Below are 20,046 nucleotides of genomic sequence, written 5' to 3'. Positions count from 1 at the left end.
ACCCGGAATGGCTGAAGCTGATCTAGACGCCGTAATCCGGCAACTCGCCAAAGCACAGAACAAGAGCCTGATGGCCGCCGCCAAAAAGCGGCAGGGCCTGTTCATGGCCAAGGCCGCCTCGGCCAAGGACAAGGAGGCCAAGGCGCGGTTCAAGCTGCTCGCCCAGAGCGCGATGCTGCATGGCGCCGCGGCGGCGAAACGGCTGCAGAACTCCGCCGACAACGCCGCCGACAGCTACGCGCGGGCGATCAAGAACGCCGCGGAAGAGATCGCGGCGATGAAGCTCGCCAAGAAAACTGAGACGAAGGCCGAGAAGAAGGTCGAGAAACAGCCTGCGAAGGCCGCGAAGAAGGCCAAGAAAGCTGACAAGAAAAAGGCCTGAGCGCGGCTAGCCGCGCAGCATTTCCTTCAGCTTCAGCACCGCGCTGTCAGGCGTGGTGACGACCGGGCGGCCTGAGGCTTGCGCGACCATCTCGGCGGCGGGCGCCATGCTGTATTGGGCCAGCGCGATCAGGTCGCAATCACGCAGGTCCCTGGACGCCTCCACCACCAGACGATCATGCGCGGCGCGATCGCCGCGGTCGAGCGCGGCCATGGCGCCATCAGCCAGTTTCGGCACCAGCTCGATCGAAGCCGGAAACTCGCGCGGCATCGACGCCAGCGTCGGCGGGAACGAGGACAGCAGGCCGATCTTGCGGCCCCTGGTGACGGCCTGCTCGATCATCGCCTCGTTCGGCTTGAGCACCGGCATCGGCGCATGCGCGCGTGCCACCGCTTCGATGCACGGACCGAAGGCGGAACAGGTGAACAGGATCGCATCCGAACCAGTGCCCGCCGCGTAGCGCCCAAGTTGCAGGAAGCGCTCGGTCATGGCCTCGGTGAGCCCGCCATCACGCGCCAGATCGGCCGACAGGCTGTCGTCCAGCAAATTCATCAGCCGCGCGTCAGGCCAAAGTTTTGCAAATGAGGCCTCGATCGGCACGATCGAGTGTTTCAGGGCGTGGATGAGGGTGATGCGCATGCCGATCAGTGTGGCGGCGGCGCGATCCGTGTCAACCCGGTGCGCCGCCATGCCTTACCTAAAGAGACAGACTTCTCTTGAACGGCAATACTTGCCTCAAAGGCAATACTTCACTTGAACGGGAGGGCGTACATCAGCCCGCCTTTGTTCCAGGTTGCGTTCAAGCCGCGATCGAGCTTCATCGGGCTTGCCTTGCCGACGTTGCGTTCGAAGATTTCGGCATAATTGCCGCCCGCCTTAATCGCCTGCAGCATCCACTTGTTGTCGAGGCCGAGCCGCGATCCAAGGTCGCCGGCGGTGCCGAGCAGGCGCTGCGTCGCCGGCGCGCCCGACTTCGCCATTTCGTCGGCATTGGCTGATGTCACGCCGAGTTCTTCCGCTTCGACGAGGCCATAATGAAGCCAGGTGATAATGTCCGACCATGCTTCGTCGCCGTTGCGCGTGAACGGGCCGAGCGGCTCCTTGCTGATCGTCTGCGGCAGCACGACATAGTCGGCGGGATTCGGCGCCGCCGTCGTCACCGCACCCGCCAGCGCCGAAGCGTCCTGGGTCATGACATCGCAGCGGCCGCCGAAGAAGGTCTGGTACATCGTATCGGTGCGATCGAACACCAGCGGCTTCCAGTCGATGCCGTTGGAGCGGCCGTAATCGCCGAGCGTCACCTCATGGGTGGTGCCCTGTGCGACGCAAACCGTGGCGCCCTTCAGATCCTTCAGCTCCTTGACGCCGCTGTCGCGCTTCACGAGAAAACCCTGCCCGTCGTAGAAATTGATCGGCCCCTGCCGCAGGCCGAGCGTGGCACCGCGCAGATAGGTCTGCGTGGAATTGCGATAGAGCACGTCGATTTCGCCGGATTGCAGGGCGGTGAACCGGTTCTGCGCGGTCAGCGCGACGTAGCGAACCTTGCTGGGATCACCGAGCACGCCCGCGGCGAGCGCACGGCAGTAGTCGACATCGAGGCCTTTATAATTGCCCTGGGAGTCCGGCGTGGAGAAACCGGCGAAGCCGGCGCTGACGCCGCACACCAGCGCGCCGCGTTGCTTGACCGTGTCCAGCGTGGCCGCCGGCGCGGCCGTAAACGAAATAGCGAGCAAACCTGTCGCGATGACAATTCTCTTCATCTCTGCTCCTCCTAATGACCAACAGACTTCAATGCGCTGTCGACGGCGTGGCCCAATCTGTCGACGATCATGTCGATATCTTCAGTCGCTGCGATGTAGGGCGGCGCGAGCAGAACATGATCGCCGCTGCGGCCGTCCATGGTCCCGCCTGCCGGGTAGCAGGCCAGCCCGCCCTCGAACGCCGCGGCCTTGATCCGCTGATTGAGCTTGAGCGCGGGATCGAACGGCGTGCGCGTGGCGCGATCGGCCACCAGCTCGATGGCCTGGAACAGGCCACGCCCGCGGATGTCGCCGACATGCCGGTGATTGCCGAAGCGCTCGGTCAGTCGATGCTCGAGATGCGCGCCAAGGACTTTCACCCTGTCGAGCAATCGCTCCTCGCTGATCAGCTGCTGCACCCCGAGCGCCGCGGCACAGGCCATCGGATGCGCGAGATAGGTATGGCCGTGCTGGAACGCACCCGAGCCCTGCCGGATGGTATCGATGAGCGCCCCGCTCGCGAGCATGGCGCCGATCGGCTGATAGCCGCCGCCCAATCCCTTGGCGACGGCCTGGATGTCGGGCGCGATGCCTTCCTGCTCCCACGCATGCAGCGTGCCGGTACGCCCCATGCCGCACATCACCTCGTCGAGAATGAGCAGCGCGCCGTGCCGGTTGCAGATGTCGCGGACGGCGCGGAAATATCCCTCCGGCGCCGGCACGCATCCGGCGGTGGCGCCTACCACCGGTTCGGCAACGAACGCGGCCACCGTGTCGGGGCCGAGACGCTGGAATTCGGCCTCCAGTTCGGCCACCAGCCGCGCCACAAAATCCGGCTCGGATTCATTGTCGCGCTTTTCATGATAGGCGAAAGCCGGCGTTACATGGCTGAAGGCATCCGAGAGCAGCGGCGCATAAGGTTGGCGCCGCCAGGCGTTCCCGCCCGCCGCAAGCGCGCCCAGCGTATTGCCGTGATAGCTCTGCCGGCGGGCGATGAAGCGCTGGCGCTGCGGCTCGCCGCGCTCGATGAAATATTGCCGCGCCAGCTTGATGCCGGCTTCGATCGCTTCCGATCCGCCACTGACGAAGTACGCATAGGCCAGACCGCCGGGCTCCTCGCCGACCAGATGCTCGGCCAGCGCCTCCGCCGGCTCGGAGGAGAAGAAACCCGTATGGGCGTAAGCAAGCTTCGAGGCCTGACGGGACATCGCCTCGAGCACGCGCGGATGTTGATGACCAAGGCATGAGACCGCAGCACCGCCGGACGCATCCAGAATCCGGCGTCCGTCTTCGGCGATCAGCCACATGCCTTCGCCGCCAATGGCCTTGGGTGGGGTCTCACGCAAACTACGATGAAGCACGCGGCTCTTTTGACCGGCCATGGCTTTCAACCCTTCTCGGCAACATATTGCGACATCGCGGCGAGGCGGATTTCGGTTTCCTCCAGCCGGCGCTTCGCGGCCGCGCCGCCCAGCGCGAACGTGACCGCGGCAAGCGACTGCGCAATGGCGATCGCTCCGGTCAGGCTTGGAAAGAATCCCGGCGACGCCGCCGCTTCGAACAGCAACAGATGCTCGGCCCCCTCCGCCATCGGCGCCGACATGGTGTCGGCAATCGCGATCAGCGTGGCGCCGGACTGATGCGCCGCGCGCGCCGACAGCACGCTCGCGGTGGAATAGGGTGCAAAGCCGACAACGACGACCGCATCGCCTTTGCGGAAAGCGCCGAGATCGAGATCTTCAGGGCCGGAGCCGCCGACCAGCTGCACCTCGTGCGGCCGGAACAGACGAAGCTGATAGTTGAGCAGCTCGGCTACGCTGCGGCAGCTTCGGAAGCCGGCAATCCAGATCCGTTGCGCCGTGTGCAACGCGCGCGCGGCACCTGCGATAGACCCGATATCGATGCGCGCAAGACCTGCCGCTTCGGCTTCCAGCTTGTCGGCGATCAACGATACATCAGAGTTCGGCCCGGGGCGGCGCCCCTTGGCGCGGCCCGAAAACGGTGACGGCGATTCCGGCCGCCGCGCCTCGGTCAAGGCGGCGCGCAGGCCGTCCCATCCGGAATAGCCGAGCGCTTTTGCGAGCCGGGTGAAGGCGGCAGGATCGGCGCCCGCCTCGGAGGCCAGATCGCGCATCGAACGCGTCGTGGCGTCATAATCATTGGCCGCGACGAAGCGTCCGACCTGCTGCAGCCGCGCCGGCAATGACGGCAAGGCGCTGCACAGCTCATTCAGCGGGGAAGGTTTCAGTTGCGGTTGGGCCATGAAACATATGTTGCATGTTTTACGATTTAGTGCAACATATGAAACGTACCCGGCGCATAGCCGAAGATCGCTGCTGCAATAAGGATTCTTATGCCGTGACGATATCGACGCCCCGATCGCCGCGCCGCGCGCTGTGGCGCTTTCTGCAGGACAGGCGGCGCCTGAACGGATTGTTGTGGCAGCTATTGGTGGTGGGGATTGTGATCGCCGGCGTCGGCTGGCTGTGGTCGAACGCACTGCACAACCTCTCGGTCCGCCGCATCTCGACCGGATTTGCTTTTCTCGGCCGTGAGGCGGGAATGCCGATTGCCGACAGTTGGATCGCCTACAGCCCGAAGGATGCCTACGCGCGCGCCTTCCTCGCCGGCATCGTCAATACGCTGCGGGTCGCTGTGATCGGCATCGTGCTGGCGACGGTGCTCGGAACATTGATCGGCATTGCCCGGCTGTCCTCGAACTGGCTGCTGTCGCGGCTGGCGGCGGTTTACGTCGAGGTGCTGCGCGACGTCCCGCTGCTGCTGCAATTATTGTTCTGGTACGTCCTGATGCAGGGCCTTCCAGCGGCGCGCACCGCCTGGAAGCCGGTCGACGGTGTCTTTCTTTCCAACCGGGGGCTAGTGTTGCCGTCGGTTCCGATCGAGGGGGCAAACCTCTGGGTCATCGGCGCCGCGACGCTTGGGCTGATCGCATCGTATTTCCTGCGGCGACGGCTGATCGCGCAGCAGATGGCCGACGGCCGGACACGCCCTCTCTGGCCCTACGCGCTGCTGCTGGTGGTCGGGCTGCCAGCGCTGCTGTCATGGACACTCGGTGCATCCTGGACCGTCACGTTCCCTGAACTCCGCGGCTTCAATTTCGTCGGCGGCTTGACGCTGGCGCCGGAATATTTCGCGCTGCTGATCGCGCTCGTCACCTATACCTCGGCCTTTATTGCAGAAATCGTGCGCAGCGGCATCCAGGCCGTCCATGTGGGCCAATGGGATGCGGCAAAGGCGCTTGGCCTGCGCCGCAGCTTCATGCTGCGCCACATCGTGCTGCCACAGGCGCTGCGCGTCATCATCCCGCCGATGACCAGCCAGTATCTGAACCTGACCAAAAATTCCTCGCTCGCGGTCGCGGTCGGTTACCAGGACATCGTGTCGATCGCGAACACGACCTTGAACCAGACCGGGCAGGCGATCGAGGCGATTGCGCTGATCATGCTGGTGTTCCTCACCATCAGCCTCGGCATCAGCCTGTTCATGAACTGGTACAATGCGCGCATCGCGCTGGTGGAGCGATGATCCCATGACGTCGGTAGCATCAGCCCCGGAAAATCCGCTGCCGCTCGGACGGCCGCAACACCGCAGGACCCTGGCCGGCCGCCTCATCGGATGGCTGCGCGCCAATCTGTTTGCGTCGATCCCCTCGTCCATCATCTCGCTGCTGCTGATCGCGGTGCTCGGCAAGGCGCTGATCAGCCTCGTGCAATGGGGCTATGTGAACGCGATCTGGATCGTCTCGGGCGACCAGACCGGCCCCTGCCGGGCGCTCCGCGGCATCGGCGCCTGCTGGGCCGTCATCCCGGAAAAATATCGCTTCATCCTGTTCGGTACCTATCCCTTCAATGAGCAGTGGCGCCCGGCGCTGGCGACGCTGACGTTCATCGCGCTGTTTTATTTTTCAACCCGCCCCAGCTTCTGGGGCCGCAAGCTCGTGCTGCTGTGGATCGGCGCGCTGGCGCTGATCGGCGTCCTGATGTGGGGTGGCATCTTCGATCTGACTTACGTTTCGCAGGACCGCTGGGGCGGTCTCCCGGTGACGTTGATCCTCGCGACCTTCGGGCTGGCTTTCGGTTTCCCGCTCGGGATCCTCGTCGCGCTGGGGCGCCGCTCTAAACTGCCCGCGATCCGGTCGCTCTGCGTGCTCTATGTCGAGTTGATCCGCGGCGTACCCTTGATCAGCCTCCTGTTCATGGCGAGCGTGATGTTTCCGCTGTTCATGCCCGACGGCGTCAATATCGACAAGCTGCTCAGGGCCCAGATCGCGTTCGTGCTCTACGCCGGCGCCTATCTCGCCGAGGTCATTCGCGGCGGCCTGCAGGCCGTTCCGCGCGGGCAGTACGACGCTGCCGACGCGCTCGGGCTGTCCTACTGGAAGAAAAACGGCCTGATCATCCTGCCGCAAGCGATCCGCCACGTGATCCCGCCGCTGGTGAATACGTTCATCGCCTTCTTCAAGGACACCAGCCTGGTCCTGATCATCGGCATCTTCGATCTCTTGACGACCGCCAAGACCTCGATCATCGACCCCGCCTGGCAATCCTTCAGCGTCGAAGTCTACATCTTCGTCAGCCTGATCTATTTTGCCTTCTGCTTTGCCATGTCGCGCTACAGCCGGCACCTTGAAGCGCAGGCGAGACCGTCCTGACGATGGAATGCGTGCCGGCAACTACCTATGCGCGGCTTCGATGGTCGGATTTCCCCGGGAGGCCCGGGTCGGGTCGCCGACCTGCCGGCCCCCCCCCGCCGAACCAACCCGCAAACCCATTGAACCTGTCGCGGACGGTCTCCGACCAAGAGGCTCGTTCGGAGATAGTACGATGGCACTTGCCCAATCAATCGATGCCTGCATGACCTTCGCCGCTGGGATCCTCGCGGCCTATTACGGCTGGCGCCCGGTCCCAGCCGGCCCGAAGCATCTCGAATGGATCGCCTGGCAGGAACGCTGGGGCATGCCCTGCCGTATCGCCGGCATCTTCCTGATCGTCACATCGCTGATACAGATCGTGGCGAAGGCGTCCTGATGCGCAGGATGGCGCGAGGATTGTTCATCGCAGCCATGCTGGCCCTGACATGCGGCGCTTCGAACAAGGACTGACGGCGCCGGCACTTGCCGCGGCGGTCACACGTTTGAATCGTGGCGCGGACGCTGGCGCTGATCGCGTTGTCGCTGGGCGGGATCGCGATCCCTGCGGATCCGGTTCTTGAAACGGTGACCGACGACGATGAGGGCGCCTTGACGACGCCCGGCGCCATCGGCTGCGGGCGATGCAGGCAAATCCGTTTCAGCCGGCTGGTTATCCTGACTCACGGCTTCGAGCGCCGCGAGGAAATCGCGGCCTGCTGACGTGATCAGCCATCCCTCGTCGTCACGCAGCACATAGCCGGCGCCAAAGATGTCGATCGCCGGAACGCGTCGGGCCAGGCGTTTGATGCGCGCGTTCCAGTCCGGGCCGCTGGCGGAGAGAATGACGATGTCCCGCTTGAGCGAAGCAAGCGTGGCCCGGCCGCTGCCGTGACTGGCCAGGACCTTCAGAATAGCAACCTGTATGCTCACGCCAACGCCTCGGACCGCGACGGTTCTTTTTGCTCTTTGCGATCGGGTGCGAAAGTATGTGGTTCGCGGGCCAGCCGTCCAGCCGGCACGGCCAGTTATCCGCAGTCTTGAGAAGGGCTTAGGCCTTGCTTTCGCAAGCAGCCGCCTCTGCAATTCCGCAGAGCGGCATGCGCGGGCTTTCACGCCGCCTCGCGCACGCCGACGCGGCGCTCGGGCCGCGCTGATGACATCGATTCTTCCTCGCTGTCCTGCGGCGCGCCCCAGAATTGCGCCACCGTCGGTCCATCCTTGAGCCTGATGTCGCGCAGGAATCCCCAAATCTCATGCGGCCAGACGCGGCGCCCCATCTGCGTGTACCAGCGCATCGCGTGCCGCAGGCCCGCGTCGCGATGAAACAGAACGCGCAGGATCGCCTTCGGGCGACATTGCAGCACCATTTCGGTGAACTTGAACCAGAGCAGCACGCGCCACGGCGCCATATGGCGCGTCGCCAGCACCTGATGCTTGTAGTCCCAGCGCCGGCGGTCGGTCTGGATCACGCGGCGATCGGCCGCGAGCCGAAAATACGGCGTCCAGCGGTGCGGCGTGACGTAGAGCATCTGGATCTGGTCGGGATCGTACGACAGCAGTTGCCGCAACCCGCGCCAATGATCGCGATCGGTCTCCTCCTCGAAGCCGACCACCCATGTCGCCATCGACAGGATGCCGTGCTGGCGCATCAGGCGGATCGCTTCCCGGTCGGTGGTGGTAGTGGCGCCCTTGCGGATCAGTTCTAGCGTCTTCTCGTCGGTGTTCTCCATGCCGAGAAGGAAGCGCTTCCAGCCTGCCTTTTTGTAAAGGTGCAAAATATCGGCGTCGCGAACGATGTCGTCGGCGCGGGTCGAGCCGACCAGGATCAGATCGACATTCTCCGCGATCAGCGCCTCGAGAAAGGCGCGCCAGGCCTTCTTCGATACCGTCGGATTCTCGTCGGCGAAATTGATCACCTTGACGCCTTGTTCGCGATGCAGGCGCGCCAGCTCAGCTGCGAATCGGACGGGATCGCGGTGGCGCCAGCGGGTCCAGAAACCGCGCTGGCCGCAATAATTGCACAGATGCGGACAGCCGCGCGAAAACTGCACCACCACGGCGCGCAGGCCGCCCCAGTAGCTGTAACGCGCGTGATCGATCAGTTCCCAGCCGACCCGGTAGGCATCGAGATCGCGGATCACGGGCGCGGGCTGAGTGGCCCTGACATCGTTGCCGTCGCGGAAGGCGATGCCTGCGACATCGCCGAGGTCGTGGCCATATTCGAGCGCGCGCATCAGCTGCCGCGCGGTCTCCTCGCCCTCGCCGCGCACGATCGCGGTGACATAGGGCTCCTCGCGCAGGACCTCGCGCCAATGATAGGTCGGGAACACACCGCCATAGACGATCAGAACGTTGGGCATCGCGTGCACGATCGCCTGTGCAATCTCGGCGATGACGGGATGTCCCGAGGTCGAACCGGAATGGCCGAACAGCACGGCATCCGGCGCGAAGGCCAGCGCCTCGACCGTGATCGCTCGAACCGGCATCGGGCCGAACTCGCCATCGATCAGGCGAACCTCGTGGCCGTCGTCGATCAGCGGGCCGCCGATCGACAGCAGGCCGAGCGGCGGCAAATGGTCATCGGGGATCCGGCTGCCGATCGAAGGATGCGGCACGTTGACGAGAAGGATACGCATGGGACGTCGCTCCGCTCTGTTGGCGTCATCGTTCGTCCCCGCATGTTGTGAAAACTCCGGCCCCCCGGCCGGCGCTTGGTGATGTACTTTGGCGATGTACTAAAGGCTCGGTACCTCTTCCGGCGCGATCGCCTGCAGGCCGCCGAAACGGCGCTCGCGGCGATGGAACACGGCAAGGGCTTCGGCAAGATCCTGCGCCTCGAACTCCGGCCACATCCGTTCGGTGAAGTGCAGCTCGGCGTAGGCGCCTTCCCAGAGCAGAAAGTCCGATAACCGCTTTTCTCCGCTGGTGCGGATGATGAGGTCCACGTCGCGAAGGTTTTTCTCGCCGGTGATGAGTTCGGCGAGCCTTTCTCGTGTGAGATCGACAATGCCCGCCGCGCGCGTTGCGGCGTTGAGGATGGCGTCGCGGGCCGAGTAATCGATCGCGATGCGCAGATGCAGCGCGTCTCCAGCGGCGGTGGCCGCTTCCGCGCGGGCGATGGCATGGGCGATGGCTTCGGGAATGCGATCGCGGCGTCCGATCACGGTGAGACGAACGCCGTTGCGGACCAGCGCCTCGACCTCGTTGGCGAGATAGAATCGCAACAGCGCCATCAGCGCAGAGACCTCGGTCTTCGGCCGACGCCAATTATCGCTGGAGAAAGCATACAGCGTCAGCGCGCCGACGCCCTGCCCTGGCGCCGCCTCGACCACGCGCCGGATCGCTTCGACGCCGGCCTCATGGCCGCGCAACCTCGACATCCCGCGCCTCGTCGCCCATCGGCCATTGCCGTCCATGATGATGCCGACATGCAGCCGCGCGTCGGGTGTGGCTTCAAGTTTGGGCGAGAGATTACTTTGCATCACAAAGTCTCCGATTAAAAAAGGGGATGGCGGTCAGACCGGCAGGATGCCGAGCCGGGCGATGGCGGCGTCTTCCTTGCCGGCGGCCTTGGCGGCATCGCGCACCAAACGCTCCAGCACGGCGAGATAATCGAGGAAACGGCGGCGGCCGCTCTTGGTCAGGCGGCAGGTGGTGTGGGGACGGTTGCCTTCGTAACCTTTGGTGACCTCGACCAGGCCCGCCTCCTGCAGAACCTGCAGATGCCTAGAGAGATTGCCGTCGGTGAGGCCGCAGAGTTGCTTGAGGTCGGCGAAGGCCAATCCCTTGGGATGAGCCATCAGCGAGGTCAGGAGCCCGAGCCGCGCCTTCTCGTGGATCACGCGATCGAGCCCGTCATAGGAGAACGGCGCGCTGTTGGCTTCAGTCTTCGGCATCATTCTCTCCGGACGCAAAATGCAGCAGTGCGGCCATCAGAAGCTGCCCGACCGCGAATGGCACGCCCATCATCCAGGGCGACAGCAGATGGTTTTGGCTAGCGAGCAGCAGGACCGTAAAGCCCGACAGGAAATACCAGGCACCCCCGAAGGCGATGCTGCGCGGCAGTGTGCGCACCGAGGCGAACACGCCAAGGCTGACCAGCACCTGACACAGTCCCGGTAGCATCCACAGCGTTTCGGGCGCGAACTTCCACAGCATGATCCCCAGCAGCAGGCCGGCGACGCCGGGCGGGAGAAATTGCTCGAACGCCTGCTGGATCATGGCGTCGGCGAGGCCCGAATGATGCCGGCGCGAGCGCGCCAGCATCTCGATCCAGATCAGCGCGCCGGAAGACAGCGCGGCGGCCGCCCAACCGGCAAAGAACATGACCGGTTGCCCGGTCGGATCGTTGAGCCAGAGGAATTGCAGGATCGCGGTAAGCAGGGCGATGCCGCCGGTGGCGGCAACCGTTGCCGGACCATAGCCGCGAAACGCGGTGCCGGCCGCGATCTGGCTGCGGATCGCCAGGATATCAGCCAACGCCTTGTCGAGGTCGCGCATCGCTTGCCCTTACTTTGTATCGCAAAGTATACCGGATTACAAAGTAAATGCAAGGGAGATGTGCGAGGCCTGCAATTGCGTGGTTAGCTCATCGACTTGTGCACGCGCGACGGCTGGCGGCGGCTTCAGACCTTTACCAGGCTGGTGAACCCGCCATAGATCATCCGCTTCGGGTCGAACGGCATCGACTTCATATCCCCCATCGAATTGAGCCGCGGATCCGCCATCACCTTGGCATTGATCTTGTCGCGCTGCGCGCGCGACTTGTAGGTGATCCAGGCGAACACGACGGTCTCGCCCGGCTTCTGCTTGACGCTGCGCGGAAACGAGGTGAGCTTGCCGACCTTGACGTCGTCCGCAACCCATTCGCGATAATCCAGCGCGCCGTATTCGCGCCAGACCTTGCCGGCCTTGGTGGACATCTTGCGATAGGCCGCGATGTTCTTCTTTGGAACTGCGACGATGAATCCGTCGACATAGGCCATGGGTTTTGTTCCCTCTGTTTGTTCGCGTCATTGCAGGGAGTGCAAGCGACGACTTCTGTTAGGAGTGGCAGCAGGATGCCTGAACCGGCGCCGGTGTGTATTGGTCACGTAGCCGCACCCAGTCCATCGGATATGGCAGATCCTCCTCATGACGACCGAGCGGCGTCAGGTCGAGATAATGATAGGCGGCGTTCATCATGTCGAGGCCGCGCGCGAAACAGGAATAGGTGTGGAAGATATTCCCGGCCTCGTCGCGATAGAACACGCTGATGCCGGGCGCTTCCTCCATGCCGATGCGGGTGGTGCCGAAATTATACCTGCTGTCTTCCGACTTGAGCGCCTCCGGCGTGAACGACACCTCGTAATCGTAATTGAAATCGTTGCTTCCCGACGACAGCCAGTCGAAGGTCCAGCCCATCCGCGCCTTGAACGCCGCAAGCTTTTCAACCGGCGCCCGCGAAATCGCGACCAGCGTGGTGTCGCGCGCGGCGAGATGCGGGATGATGCGCTCAAACCCGTCGGCCCAGAACGAGCAGTGCTTGCAGCCCTCCTCCCAGTCGGGAGCAAACATGAAATGCTGCACGACAAGCTGGCTGCGCCCCTTGAACAGCTCGGCCAGTGTCATCCGGCCTCCGGGCCCGTCGAACACATAGTCCTTGTCGACCTTGACCCAGGGCAGCGCGCGACGTTCCTCGCTCAGGCGCTCGCGGGCCTGGGTCAGCTCCTTCTCATGTTCAAGATGGGTTTTGCGCGCGGCGATCCACGCTTCGCGTGAGACGACACTATGCGGCTGCATGGGCAGCTCCTGCGTTGAGGGTTCAACTGACAAATTGTTCGAGCTTGCCGAGCAGTTCAGTCCAGCCCTTCTCATGGCCGTCGCGCGCGGCCTCGTTGAAGAACTGCTCGTGATGCAGCGTCAGCAGCGTGCCGGCGCCGTCCGGCTTGAGCGAAATGGTGAGCTGCGATTCGCGTTCCGGCGTCGAATGCCAGGCCCAGCTCATCACTATCAGCTCGTTCGGCACGATTTCGCGATAAACGCCGCCGGCCTGAAAATACTCGCCGTCGGTGGCATTGAAGCTGATGCGGTAGCGGCCGCCAACGCGCAGATCCGTCTCCGCCTGCACCGAACCTTCCCTGACCTTCGAGGGCCCGAACCACGCCGCTAGTTTTTCCGGGTCGGTCCACGCGGCGTAGATTTTCGCCGGCGCCGCATTGATACGACGTTTGAGGGTGAGGCTTGGGCTGGTTGCGAGGCCGGTGTCGCGGCGGGAATCCGGCTGGATGCTTGACTGGGTGGCCATGGGTCTTCCTCCACAAAAGCTGCAAGTCGGTCGAGATTATCGGACCAGAAGCGCTGGTAGCGGTTCAACCAGTCCATCGCCTGCTCCATAGGCTTGGCGGTCAACCGGCACGCCACGGTGCGGCCGGTTTTCGCGCGCGCGATCAGGCCGGCATCCGACAACACGTCGAGATGCTTCATGATCGCGGGCAGCGACATCGCAAAGGGCTGCGCCAGTTCGCTCACGGAAAGGCTTTCGCGGTCGCCGAGCCGCGCCACCAGTGCGCGCCTCGTCGGATCGGCGAGGGCTGCGAAGGTACGGTCCAGGACGTCTTCTTGATACTTAACCATATGGTTTACTATACGCGCAAAAGATCAGACGTCAAGCGCCTGCTGCTGATTTCCCTGATCAGTAATCCCGATAGACCCGGCCGCGCCGCGGCTGCTGGTTCAGCGCCGCGCGCGGATTGACATTGCAATACACGCCGCGGCCGGCGGCCGAGGCCATGCACTGCTGATAGGTCTGGTAAGAACAGTCGCCGGGAATGCCGACGCCGCGGCCCTGAACACAGTAGGGATAATCGTAAGCGGCGGCGGGCGTCGGTCCAGCGATCGTGGCCGATCCGGCCGCCAGCACAACCAACATGGCCAGTTTCACATCGCGCATGGTGGAATCCTCCTCCATGCGATCATACCGCATCGCCGGGTCGCCTCAGGTTCAAAACCTCGCGACCCGGAGCAGGTTCCGAGAGGCGCGTTACTGCACCTTCTCGATATTGGCGCTGTCGATCACTTTCTTCCACTTCTCGGTTTCTTCCACGATCATCTTGCCGAACGCGTCAGGCGGGCCGATCAGCGGCTCACCACCGAGATCGACCAGCTTCGCCTTGATCGCAGGCTCCGCCAGCACCGCGTTCACTTCCTTGTTCAGCTTCTCGATGATTTCCTTGGGCGTGTTCTTCGGAGCCCCCATGCCGAACAGCGCGCTCGCCTCGTAGCCGGGAATGGTGTCGGCGAGGACAGGCACGTCGGGCAGGAGGCCGGACCGCACCGTCGAGGTCACCGCCAGCGCGCGCAGCGAACCGGCACGGATGTGCTGCAGGATCGAGGGCATGTTGTCGAAGATCACCTGAACCTGACCGCCGAGCAGGTCGGTGATCGCGGGCGCAGCGCCGCGGTAGGGCACGTGCTGCATCTTGGCGCCCGACATCATCATGAACATTTCGCCGGACAGATGCACCGAGGTGCCGTTGCCCGATGACGCCAGGTTCACCTTGCCCGGGTTGGCCTTCACATAGGCGATGAACTCGGCAACCGTCTTCGCCGGCACGTTATTGTTGACCGTCATCACGTTCGGCACGCGATTGAACGCCGCGACCGGCGCGATGTCGCGAACGACGTTGAATTTCAGGTTGGCGTACAGCGATGCGTTGATGTAGTTCGCCGGATTGACCAGCAGAAGCGTGTAGCCGTCCGGTTCGGCATTGATCACCGATTCGGTGGCGATGTTGTTGCCGGCGCCGGGCTTGTTTTCGATCACGAATTGCTGGCCGAGCCGCTCCGACAGCCGCTGGCCGAGCAGGCGCGCAATGATGTCGGTGGCGCCGCCGGGCGGATATCCGACCACCCACTTGACCGGCCGCGTCGGATAATCCGCCGCCAAGGCAGTGCCGATCGAAGCGGTCATCGAAAGGCCGATTGCCGTCAGGCAGATCGCGGTACGGCGTGAAATCATGAGTTAATCTCCCTGGGGCCCGGGTTCACCCGGGCCGTTTCTATTGAACTGAGCAAGGGCCGCGTTGTAACAAACAAACATCCATGCGACCAGTGCGACGCAACGCCCTCAAGGCGCGACCAAAGGATTAGGCATGTCCGTCAAGGTGAATGCGCTCGATCATCTCGTGATCAATGTCTCCGATGTGGCACGTTCCGCCGAGTGGTACCGGAACATCCTCGGCATGGAGGTCAAGGTGTTCGATCCCGGCCCGGGCAAAACGCCGCGGACATCGCTGGTGTTCGGGAACCAGAAAATCAACGTGCGGCCGCGCGATGCCGACAAGGTCGAATGGTTCACGGCCGATCATGAAACCGCCGGCAGCGACGATCTGTGTTTCCTGACCGCGAGCACGCCGGACCAGGTGGTCGCGCATCTCAAGGCGAACGGCGTCGCGATCGAGGAAGGCCCGGTCGCCAAGCAGGGCGCGCGCGGCACGCTGCGTTCGGTCTATTGCAGGGATCCGGACGGAAGCTTGATTGAGATTTCGTCGTATGAGGGGGATGTGACGTAAGACGTTTTGCTTTTCCGTCATGGCCGGGCTTGACCCGGCCATCCACGTCTTTTCTCGCCGCCATACCGTGAAGACGTGGATGCCCGGGACAAGCCCGGGCATGACGAGCTTCTACGATTTGATCATCCCGCCATCCAATGGCAGAACTGCTCCCAAGCAATAACCAAGGCAGCGGTCGAAGCTGCACCGGGAGGACATATGTCTATTTCACAGGCAGCACCTGGCGTCGTCGGACCATTCGCAGGCCTCGACGTGCCATGGCTGCTGCGGATGCGGGCAGAGAGCCGCCGCAATCATCCCTTCCTGATCTGGGCGCCGTTCGAGGCCCCGGCGCGGAGCTGGTCCTACGGCGAATTTCACGAACGCGTCGGCGCGCTCGCGGCGGGCCTCGTCAAACGCGGCATCAAGCCCGGCGACTATGTGCTTGTTCATCTCGACAATTGCATCGAGGCGATGCTGGCGTGGTTCGCCTGCGTCGAGCTCGGCGCCATCGCCGTCACCACCAACACCCGCTCAGCCGCCGCCGAAATGGAATATTTCGCCGGCCATTGCGGCGCGGTCGCCGCGATCACCCAGCCGGCCTATGCCGAATTGATTTCGGCCCATTGCCGCGATCTGCGCTGGATCGCCGTGATCTCGCATGACGCCGGCGCCGTGCCCGCGCAAGGCAAAGGCGCGCCGCGCGGCGATAGTTTCGAATCGTTGTTCGCCGACAGCACGGACCGGCCGCGCCGCGCCACCGACCCGTTTGCGCCCTGCAGCGTGCAATATACCTCCGGCACCACGTCGCGCCCGAAGGCGGTGCTGTGGACGCATGCCAACGCGCTGTGGGGCGGCAAGATCAACGCCGCCCATGAGGACTTGCATCAGGGCGACGTGCACCAGACCTATCTGCCGCTGTTCCATACCAACGCGCTGGCCTATTCGATGCTCGCAACGCTGTGGGTCGGCGCGTCCTGCGTGATCCAGCCGCGGTTTTCCGCGAGCCGGTTCTGGAACGTCGCGCTGGAACATGGCTGCACCTGGACCTCGACGATCCCGTTCTGCTTGAAGGCGCTGCTGGAACACGAGATTCCGAAGCATCACAAATTCCGGCTCTGGGGCACGGCGGTGAACGATCCGCCGCCTTTCGCCGCCTTCGGCGTCAAGACCATCGGCTGGTGGGGCATGACCGAGACCATCACCCACGGCATCGTCGGCGAGGTCGATCAGCCCAACACGCCGATGTCGATCGGCCGCGCGGCGCCGGAATATGAGATCCGCATTACCGATGACGACGGCCGGCAGACCGAAGTCGGCGACACCGGCAATCTCCTGATCAAGGGCATTCCCGGCCTCTCGCTGTTTTCAGAGTATCTGCACAACGACAAGGCGACGCGCGAGAGCTTCGACGAGCACGGCTATTTCATCACCGGCGACCGCGTCACGCTGCTGGACAACGGCTTCATCAAGTTCGGCGACCGCGCCAAGGACATGCTGAAGGTCGGCGGCGAGAACGTCGCGGCCTCCGAGATCGAGCAGGTGGTCGCGCTGGTGCCCGGGGTGCGCGAGGCCGCGGTGGTGGCGAAGAAGCATCCGATGCTGGACGAGGTGCCGGTCGTGTTCATCATTCCGCTGGCGGGCGTCGCGGCCGCGCCGGCCGATCTGCATGATGCCGTGATGGCGGCCTGTCGCAATGCGCTGGCCGATTTCAAGGTGCCGCGCGAGATCATCTTCGTCGACGAGATGCCGCGCTCGACGCTGGAGAAGGTGGCGAAGGCGGAATTGCGGAAGTTGCTGGAGTGACGTGCGCCTTAGCACGTCATTCCGGGATGGTCCGAAGGACCAGACCTCAGGTGCGCAATTGCGCACCGGGGAATCTCGAGATTCCGGGTTCACGCTTCGCGCGCCCCGGAATGACGGGCGCTCACCCATACCCGAACGCGATCGGGCGGAAGGCTTGCAGCAGGTGCTGATCGAGCTTGTCGCCCATCTCTTCCATCACCCCGAACGCCTTGACGTGGGTGAACTGCAGCCGGTAGGCGCGCTTCTCGACGAGGGCGGCGTAGATGTCCACGATGGTCGTCAGGCGCACGATGTCGCTGATCTCCTTGCCGGAGAGGCCGTCGGGATAGCCGGTGCCGTCGAGGAATTCATGGTGGTGCAGCACCACGTCGAGCATTTCCGGCGGAAAACCACCTTGCGCCGCCAGCGCGTCATAGCCGCGCCGCGGGTGCTGGCGCATCTCTTCCATTTCCTCCGGCGTCAGCGGATCCGGCTTGTCGAGGATCGCGACCGGGATGAACGCCTTGCCAACGTCGTGCAGCAGCGCGGCGCGGGCGAGACGGCGCTGGTCGTCCTCGCGCATGCCGAGATGCTGGGCGAAGGCGACCGCAAAGCCGGTCACGAACAGGCAATGCCGATAGCTGTCGGTGTGGTGGCAGCCGACGGTCGTCAGCCATTCACGCAGCGAGGTGTGCTTGATGGCTTTCAGAATCTTGTTTTCGGCCTGCACGATGTCGCTGAATTTCAGCGGCTCGCCGGCCCGCATGCCGTTGAAAATCCTGACCATGACGCCGTGCGCGGCTTCGACGCCCCGGTTCAGCGCCTTGCCGCGGTCGGTCTCGTTGTATGAACTGTCGTCCGGAAAGGCCGCCCGGATGCGCTGCAGGATGCCCTGCGCGTCGAACGGGCGCGCGATGGTGTCGGTGGCGCCGAGCGCCCAGGCCTGCATCGACCCGTGATGCAGCGCGTCCGCCAGCACGAACAGCCGCGGCATTTCGCGATAGGCTTCGGTGCGCAGCTTGTTGCGCACCATCTGCACGCTCTCGGCCGAGCGCAAATTGATGTCGACCACGATGCCGGAGAGATCGCGCGCCGGCGCGTCGGGAATATCCGTCGTGGCGATCATGTCCACTTGGCCGACCGACTGCAGAATGCCGGCCAGTTCGCTGCTTTGATCGCTCCGATCCGACGCCAGCAGCAGCCGGCGCTTGGACGGAGTCTTGTTGGTTAATGCTGTCATAGGACCCCAGGGCCTTGCGGTGATGACCGTCCGCCAAGCTACCGGATAAGGAGTTCCTTGTGGCTTAAGACGTATCGTGAATGTTGATTGATCGGGATCGATAGAATTTTAGGGATTCGTCGTCCCGGCCTTGAGCCGGGACCCATACGCCGCGGCGGTCGTTGCTGTCGAAGGTCACTAACGCCGGCGCTCTAACCGATAGGCCGCGGCGTATGGGTCCCGGCCTTCGCCGGGACGACGTGGATATAGTTTCGCATTCTCGCGACGCATTGCGCCCGAGGCTTTCAAATTCTTCGCCCCCAAAAATCCAGAGGGCGCAGGGAATGCCGGATGCGCGCTGCACCCGCGGTCTCGTGTGCGATTGTGCAACAAGATGGTGCACACGAGCATACAGGGCAGCGGAGAGCATCCGACATTCCCTGCGCAATGGCTTTACGGCTTATGACGCGCTCTCCCCGGTGAGACGGCCTCTATTGCCACCGTCGCCCCTCGGAAGCGTTAGCTCCCTTAAGGCTTGACGCCGTTACGGGCGCCAGGACCACACGCTTTCACCGTACGCCTCAGCCGCGACCGTCAATCGCAACCTCAGCGTCCACCGCGACCCGCCCCTCGTTGTGACGATGGCCAACGCCCCTCTGAGTGGGACGGGATGGCTATTGATGTGCAGGTGATTTGGGGTGGAAGGGAAGAGAAATGTTTTTGATTTTCGGAAATTTAGGACTTGACATGATTTCTGTAAATCGGAATTGATTTGCCCGTCGGGTTGATTTGTCGCAAGCGAGCCGCGAGATTGCGCTTGCGTGCAAGGCGACTCAGTCAGGCTTTTGCAATTCATCTGAAAGGAAACTACGGTGTGAAAAGTAATGCAATCAGCCGTGGTCGATTTGGATGAATGTTGTTGGTCGGGTCGAAAGTGTTTGGCGCTATCCTGTGAAGAGCATGCGCGGCGAAATGCTGCCGGAAGCCTATGTCAGTTTCTCCGGAGTTTTGGGCGACCGCCTTTACGCGGTCCATAACTCGGCCGCGCCCACCGCATTTCCGTATCTGACGGCACGGGCTCGTCCGGACATGCTGCGCTATCGTCCGTTTTTCCGGGAGCCGGCGCGTTCCGTGCTGCCGAGCAATCTTGCCGAGGCCGAGGCGCGCGGGCCTGGCATCACCCCGCTTTTTCCGGGCTTTGAGGATCTGGCTGTCGATGTCGAGACGCCGTCGGGAGAAATTCTCGGGGTTGATGATGACAGGTTGCTCGGCGCGCTGACCGACGAGTCCTCGCCGGGCGCGCTGACCATGCGACGGTCGGATCGCGCCATCACGGACTGCCGCCCGCTGTCGCTGCTTGCGACCCGGACAATCGACGGCATCGGCCGCGCGGTGGGTGTGAGGCTCGACAAGCGCCGCTTTCGCGAAAACCTCTATGTCGATCTCAACTCCGGTGAAAGCTTCGCCGAAGACGCATTCGTCGGCCGCAGGCTGCGGATCGGTCCGAAACTGACGGTCCACGTTCTGGAACGCGACATCCGTTGTCGCATGATCAACCTTGATCCGGAGTCGCTCGAAGAGAACCCCGATATCTTGCAGTATGTCGCCAAGAACCATGACAACAGAGCGGGCGTCTACGCCGCTGTGCTGGTGGAGGGACTGGTTCGCCCGGGTGACGAGATCGTTCTTGAGGATTAGTAGCGGTGTCGGGCGGGTTCTCTTTGACCCACCGATCCATG

Annotated in this window: 23 protein-coding genes; 7 read left to right on the top strand and 16 right to left on the bottom strand. The window is 63.5% G+C overall.

All coding sequences use genetic code 11. The features are described from left to right. Positions 1-7: 7 nt before the first annotated feature. Entirely contained in the window at positions 8-382 is a 375-nt protein-coding gene (locus tag JQ600_RS02460) for a hypothetical protein (RefSeq protein WP_212391465.1), read from the top strand. Positions 383-388: 6 nt separating this feature from the next. On the opposite strand, the gene JQ600_RS02455 is transcribed toward JQ600_RS02460, so the two are convergent. The 4 genes from JQ600_RS02455 to JQ600_RS02440 form a co-directional block, all read right to left on the bottom strand. Further along, positions 389-1,021 (bottom strand): aspartate/glutamate racemase family protein, encoded by a 633-nt coding sequence (locus JQ600_RS02455; protein ID WP_212391528.1) that lies wholly within the window; start codon positions 1,019-1,021, stop codon positions 389-391. A gap of 110 nt (positions 1,022-1,131) precedes the next feature. Next, positions 1,132-2,142, bottom strand: a complete 1,011-nt coding sequence (locus JQ600_RS02450; RefSeq protein ID WP_212391463.1) for an amino acid ABC transporter substrate-binding protein — start codon at positions 2,140-2,142, stop codon at positions 1,132-1,134. An 11-nt stretch (positions 2,143-2,153) separates the two neighbouring features. Then, positions 2,154-3,503: an aspartate aminotransferase family protein gene (locus JQ600_RS02445; protein ID WP_212268706.1), complete on the bottom strand. Its 1,350-nt coding sequence runs from the start codon at positions 3,501-3,503 to the stop codon at positions 2,154-2,156. A 5-nt stretch (positions 3,504-3,508) separates the two neighbouring features. Continuing rightward, positions 3,509-4,384, bottom strand: a complete 876-nt coding sequence (locus JQ600_RS02440) for a MurR/RpiR family transcriptional regulator (RefSeq protein WP_212467576.1) — start codon at positions 4,382-4,384, stop codon at positions 3,509-3,511. Positions 4,385-4,479: 95 nt separating this feature from the next. On the opposite strand from JQ600_RS02440, the gene JQ600_RS02435 reads away from it, so the two are divergent. The 3 genes from JQ600_RS02435 to JQ600_RS02425 all read left to right on the top strand — a co-directional run bounded on the left by JQ600_RS02435 (position 4,480) and on the right by JQ600_RS02425 (position 7,169). Beyond that, positions 4,480-5,667 (top strand): amino acid ABC transporter permease, encoded by a 1,188-nt coding sequence (locus JQ600_RS02435; RefSeq protein WP_409363346.1) that lies wholly within the window; start codon positions 4,480-4,482, stop codon positions 5,665-5,667. 4 nt (positions 5,668-5,671) lie between these two features. Continuing rightward, positions 5,672-6,793, top strand: a complete 1,122-nt coding sequence (locus JQ600_RS02430; protein WP_212268703.1) for an amino acid ABC transporter permease — start codon at positions 5,672-5,674, stop codon at positions 6,791-6,793. A gap of 172 nt (positions 6,794-6,965) precedes the next feature. Beyond that, positions 6,966-7,169, top strand: coding sequence for a hypothetical protein (locus JQ600_RS02425; protein ID WP_212268702.1), 204 nt, complete (start codon positions 6,966-6,968; stop codon positions 7,167-7,169). Between the two features lie 98 nt (positions 7,170-7,267). Here the strand turns inward: JQ600_RS02425 and JQ600_RS02420 are convergent, their stop codons facing one another. The 11 genes from JQ600_RS02420 to JQ600_RS02370 all read right to left on the bottom strand — a co-directional run bounded on the left by JQ600_RS02420 (position 7,268) and on the right by JQ600_RS02370 (position 14,771). Continuing rightward, positions 7,268-7,702: an aminoacyl-tRNA deacylase gene (locus JQ600_RS02420; RefSeq protein WP_312011102.1), complete on the bottom strand. Its 435-nt coding sequence runs from the start codon at positions 7,700-7,702 to the stop codon at positions 7,268-7,270. 179 nt (positions 7,703-7,881) lie between these two features. After that, positions 7,882-9,408 carry a magnesium-protoporphyrin IX monomethyl ester anaerobic oxidative cyclase gene (bchE, locus tag JQ600_RS02415; protein ID WP_212391455.1) on the bottom strand — a complete coding sequence of 509 codons (1,527 nt, stop codon included), beginning with the start codon at positions 9,406-9,408 and terminating at the stop codon, positions 7,882-7,884. 99 nt (positions 9,409-9,507) lie between these two features. Further along, positions 9,508-10,254, bottom strand: a complete 747-nt coding sequence (locus tag JQ600_RS02410; RefSeq protein ID WP_212391453.1) for a di-trans,poly-cis-decaprenylcistransferase — start codon at positions 10,252-10,254, stop codon at positions 9,508-9,510. Positions 10,255-10,287: 33 nt separating this feature from the next. Continuing rightward, the gene (locus JQ600_RS02405) at positions 10,288-10,668 is read right to left on the bottom strand and encodes a transcriptional regulator (RefSeq protein ID WP_212391451.1); all 381 of its coding nucleotides are present in this window, start codon (positions 10,666-10,668) and stop codon (positions 10,288-10,290) included. Then, positions 10,655-11,272, bottom strand: coding sequence for a hypothetical protein (locus tag JQ600_RS02400; protein WP_212391449.1), 618 nt, complete (start codon positions 11,270-11,272; stop codon positions 10,655-10,657). Before JQ600_RS02400 ends, JQ600_RS02405 begins: the two co-directional genes overlap by 14 nt. Before the next feature lie 125 nt (positions 11,273-11,397). Further along, a complete protein-coding gene (locus tag JQ600_RS02395) occupies positions 11,398-11,757 on the bottom strand; it encodes a DUF1428 domain-containing protein (RefSeq protein ID WP_212391447.1) in 360 nt (119 codons plus the stop codon). 58 nt (positions 11,758-11,815) lie between these two features. Beyond that, a complete protein-coding gene (locus JQ600_RS02390) occupies positions 11,816-12,553 on the bottom strand; it encodes a thioredoxin family protein (protein ID WP_212391445.1) in 738 nt (245 codons plus the stop codon). Positions 12,554-12,575: 22 nt separating this feature from the next. After that, the gene (locus JQ600_RS02385; protein WP_312011104.1) at positions 12,576-12,953 is read right to left on the bottom strand and encodes an SRPBCC domain-containing protein; all 378 of its coding nucleotides are present in this window, start codon (positions 12,951-12,953) and stop codon (positions 12,576-12,578) included. Next, positions 12,920-13,387 (bottom strand): helix-turn-helix transcriptional regulator, encoded by a 468-nt coding sequence (locus tag JQ600_RS37355; RefSeq protein ID WP_212391443.1) that lies wholly within the window; start codon positions 13,385-13,387, stop codon positions 12,920-12,922. Before JQ600_RS37355 ends, JQ600_RS02385 begins: the two co-directional genes overlap by 34 nt. A gap of 58 nt (positions 13,388-13,445) precedes the next feature. Then, a complete protein-coding gene (locus JQ600_RS02375; RefSeq protein ID WP_212391440.1) occupies positions 13,446-13,703 on the bottom strand; it encodes a DUF3551 domain-containing protein in 258 nt (85 codons plus the stop codon). A gap of 90 nt (positions 13,704-13,793) precedes the next feature. Continuing rightward, on the bottom strand, positions 13,794-14,771 hold the full coding sequence (locus JQ600_RS02370; protein WP_212275753.1) for a tripartite tricarboxylate transporter substrate binding protein: 978 nt from the start codon (positions 14,769-14,771) through the stop codon (positions 13,794-13,796). 133 nt (positions 14,772-14,904) lie between these two features. Here JQ600_RS02370 and JQ600_RS02365 point away from each other — a divergent pair, with 133 nt between their 5' ends. Next, positions 14,905-15,324, top strand: coding sequence for a VOC family protein (locus JQ600_RS02365; protein ID WP_212391438.1), 420 nt, complete (start codon positions 14,905-14,907; stop codon positions 15,322-15,324). A gap of 198 nt (positions 15,325-15,522) precedes the next feature. Next, entirely contained in the window at positions 15,523-17,109 is a 1,587-nt protein-coding gene (locus JQ600_RS02360) for an AMP-binding protein (RefSeq protein ID WP_212391436.1), read from the top strand. 121 nt (positions 17,110-17,230) lie between these two features. Here JQ600_RS02360 and JQ600_RS02355 read toward each other — a convergent pair whose 3' ends face one another. Continuing rightward, positions 17,231-18,328, bottom strand: coding sequence for an HD-GYP domain-containing protein (locus JQ600_RS02355; RefSeq protein ID WP_212268690.1), 1,098 nt, complete (start codon positions 18,326-18,328; stop codon positions 17,231-17,233). Positions 18,329-19,216: 888 nt separating this feature from the next. On the opposite strand from JQ600_RS02355, the gene JQ600_RS02350 reads away from it, so the two are divergent. Beyond that, the gene (locus tag JQ600_RS02350; RefSeq protein WP_283814665.1) at positions 19,217-20,005 is read left to right on the top strand and encodes an MOSC domain-containing protein; all 789 of its coding nucleotides are present in this window, start codon (positions 19,217-19,219) and stop codon (positions 20,003-20,005) included. The last annotated feature ends 41 nt before the right edge of the window (positions 20,006-20,046 follow it).

The organism is Bradyrhizobium sp. AUGA SZCCT0176, assembly GCF_018130145.1.
Classification (GTDB): Bacteria; Pseudomonadota; Alphaproteobacteria; order Rhizobiales; family Xanthobacteraceae; genus Bradyrhizobium.
The sequence above is the reverse complement of the archived record's forward strand: the minus strand, read 5'-3'. Positions and strand labels throughout refer to the sequence as shown.

Excerpts from the sequence above, each read along its gene's own strand:
- JQ600_RS02460 (WP_212391465.1), top strand. The coding sequence starts at position 8 with ATGGCTGAAGCTGATCTAGACGCCGTAATCCGGCAACTCGCCAAAGCA.
- JQ600_RS02455 (WP_212391528.1), bottom strand. The coding sequence starts at position 1,021 with ATGCGCATCACCCTCATCCACGCCCTGAAACACTCGATCGTGCCGATC.
- JQ600_RS02450 (WP_212391463.1), bottom strand. The coding sequence starts at position 2,142 with ATGAAGAGAATTGTCATCGCGACAGGTTTGCTCGCTATTTCGTTTACG.
- JQ600_RS02445 (WP_212268706.1), bottom strand. The coding sequence starts at position 3,503 with ATGGCCGGTCAAAAGAGCCGCGTGCTTCATCGTAGTTTGCGTGAGACC.
- JQ600_RS02440 (WP_212467576.1), bottom strand. The coding sequence starts at position 4,384 with ATGGCCCAACCGCAACTGAAACCTTCCCCGCTGAATGAGCTGTGCAGC.
- JQ600_RS02430 (WP_212268703.1), top strand. The coding sequence starts at position 5,672 with ATGACGTCGGTAGCATCAGCCCCGGAAAATCCGCTGCCGCTCGGACGG.
- JQ600_RS02425 (WP_212268702.1), top strand. The coding sequence starts at position 6,966 with ATGGCACTTGCCCAATCAATCGATGCCTGCATGACCTTCGCCGCTGGG.
- bchE (WP_212391455.1), bottom strand. The coding sequence starts at position 9,408 with ATGCGTATCCTTCTCGTCAACGTGCCGCATCCTTCGATCGGCAGCCGG.
- JQ600_RS02410 (WP_212391453.1), bottom strand. The coding sequence starts at position 10,254 with ATGCAAAGTAATCTCTCGCCCAAACTTGAAGCCACACCCGACGCGCGG.
- JQ600_RS02405 (WP_212391451.1), bottom strand. The coding sequence starts at position 10,668 with ATGCCGAAGACTGAAGCCAACAGCGCGCCGTTCTCCTATGACGGGCTC.
- JQ600_RS02400 (WP_212391449.1), bottom strand. The coding sequence starts at position 11,272 with ATGCGCGACCTCGACAAGGCGTTGGCTGATATCCTGGCGATCCGCAGC.
- JQ600_RS02395 (WP_212391447.1), bottom strand. The coding sequence starts at position 11,757 with ATGGCCTATGTCGACGGATTCATCGTCGCAGTTCCAAAGAAGAACATC.
- JQ600_RS02390 (WP_212391445.1), bottom strand. The coding sequence starts at position 12,553 with ATGCAGCCGCATAGTGTCGTCTCACGCGAAGCGTGGATCGCCGCGCGC.
- JQ600_RS37355 (WP_212391443.1), bottom strand. The coding sequence starts at position 13,387 with ATGGTTAAGTATCAAGAAGACGTCCTGGACCGTACCTTCGCAGCCCTC.
- JQ600_RS02375 (WP_212391440.1), bottom strand. The coding sequence starts at position 13,703 with ATGCGCGATGTGAAACTGGCCATGTTGGTTGTGCTGGCGGCCGGATCG.
- JQ600_RS02370 (WP_212275753.1), bottom strand. The coding sequence starts at position 14,771 with ATGATTTCACGCCGTACCGCGATCTGCCTGACGGCAATCGGCCTTTCG.
- JQ600_RS02365 (WP_212391438.1), top strand. The coding sequence starts at position 14,905 with ATGTCCGTCAAGGTGAATGCGCTCGATCATCTCGTGATCAATGTCTCC.
- JQ600_RS02360 (WP_212391436.1), top strand. The coding sequence starts at position 15,523 with ATGTCTATTTCACAGGCAGCACCTGGCGTCGTCGGACCATTCGCAGGC.
- JQ600_RS02355 (WP_212268690.1), bottom strand. The coding sequence starts at position 18,328 with ATGACAGCATTAACCAACAAGACTCCGTCCAAGCGCCGGCTGCTGCTG.
- JQ600_RS02350 (WP_283814665.1), top strand. The coding sequence starts at position 19,217 with ATGAATGTTGTTGGTCGGGTCGAAAGTGTTTGGCGCTATCCTGTGAAG.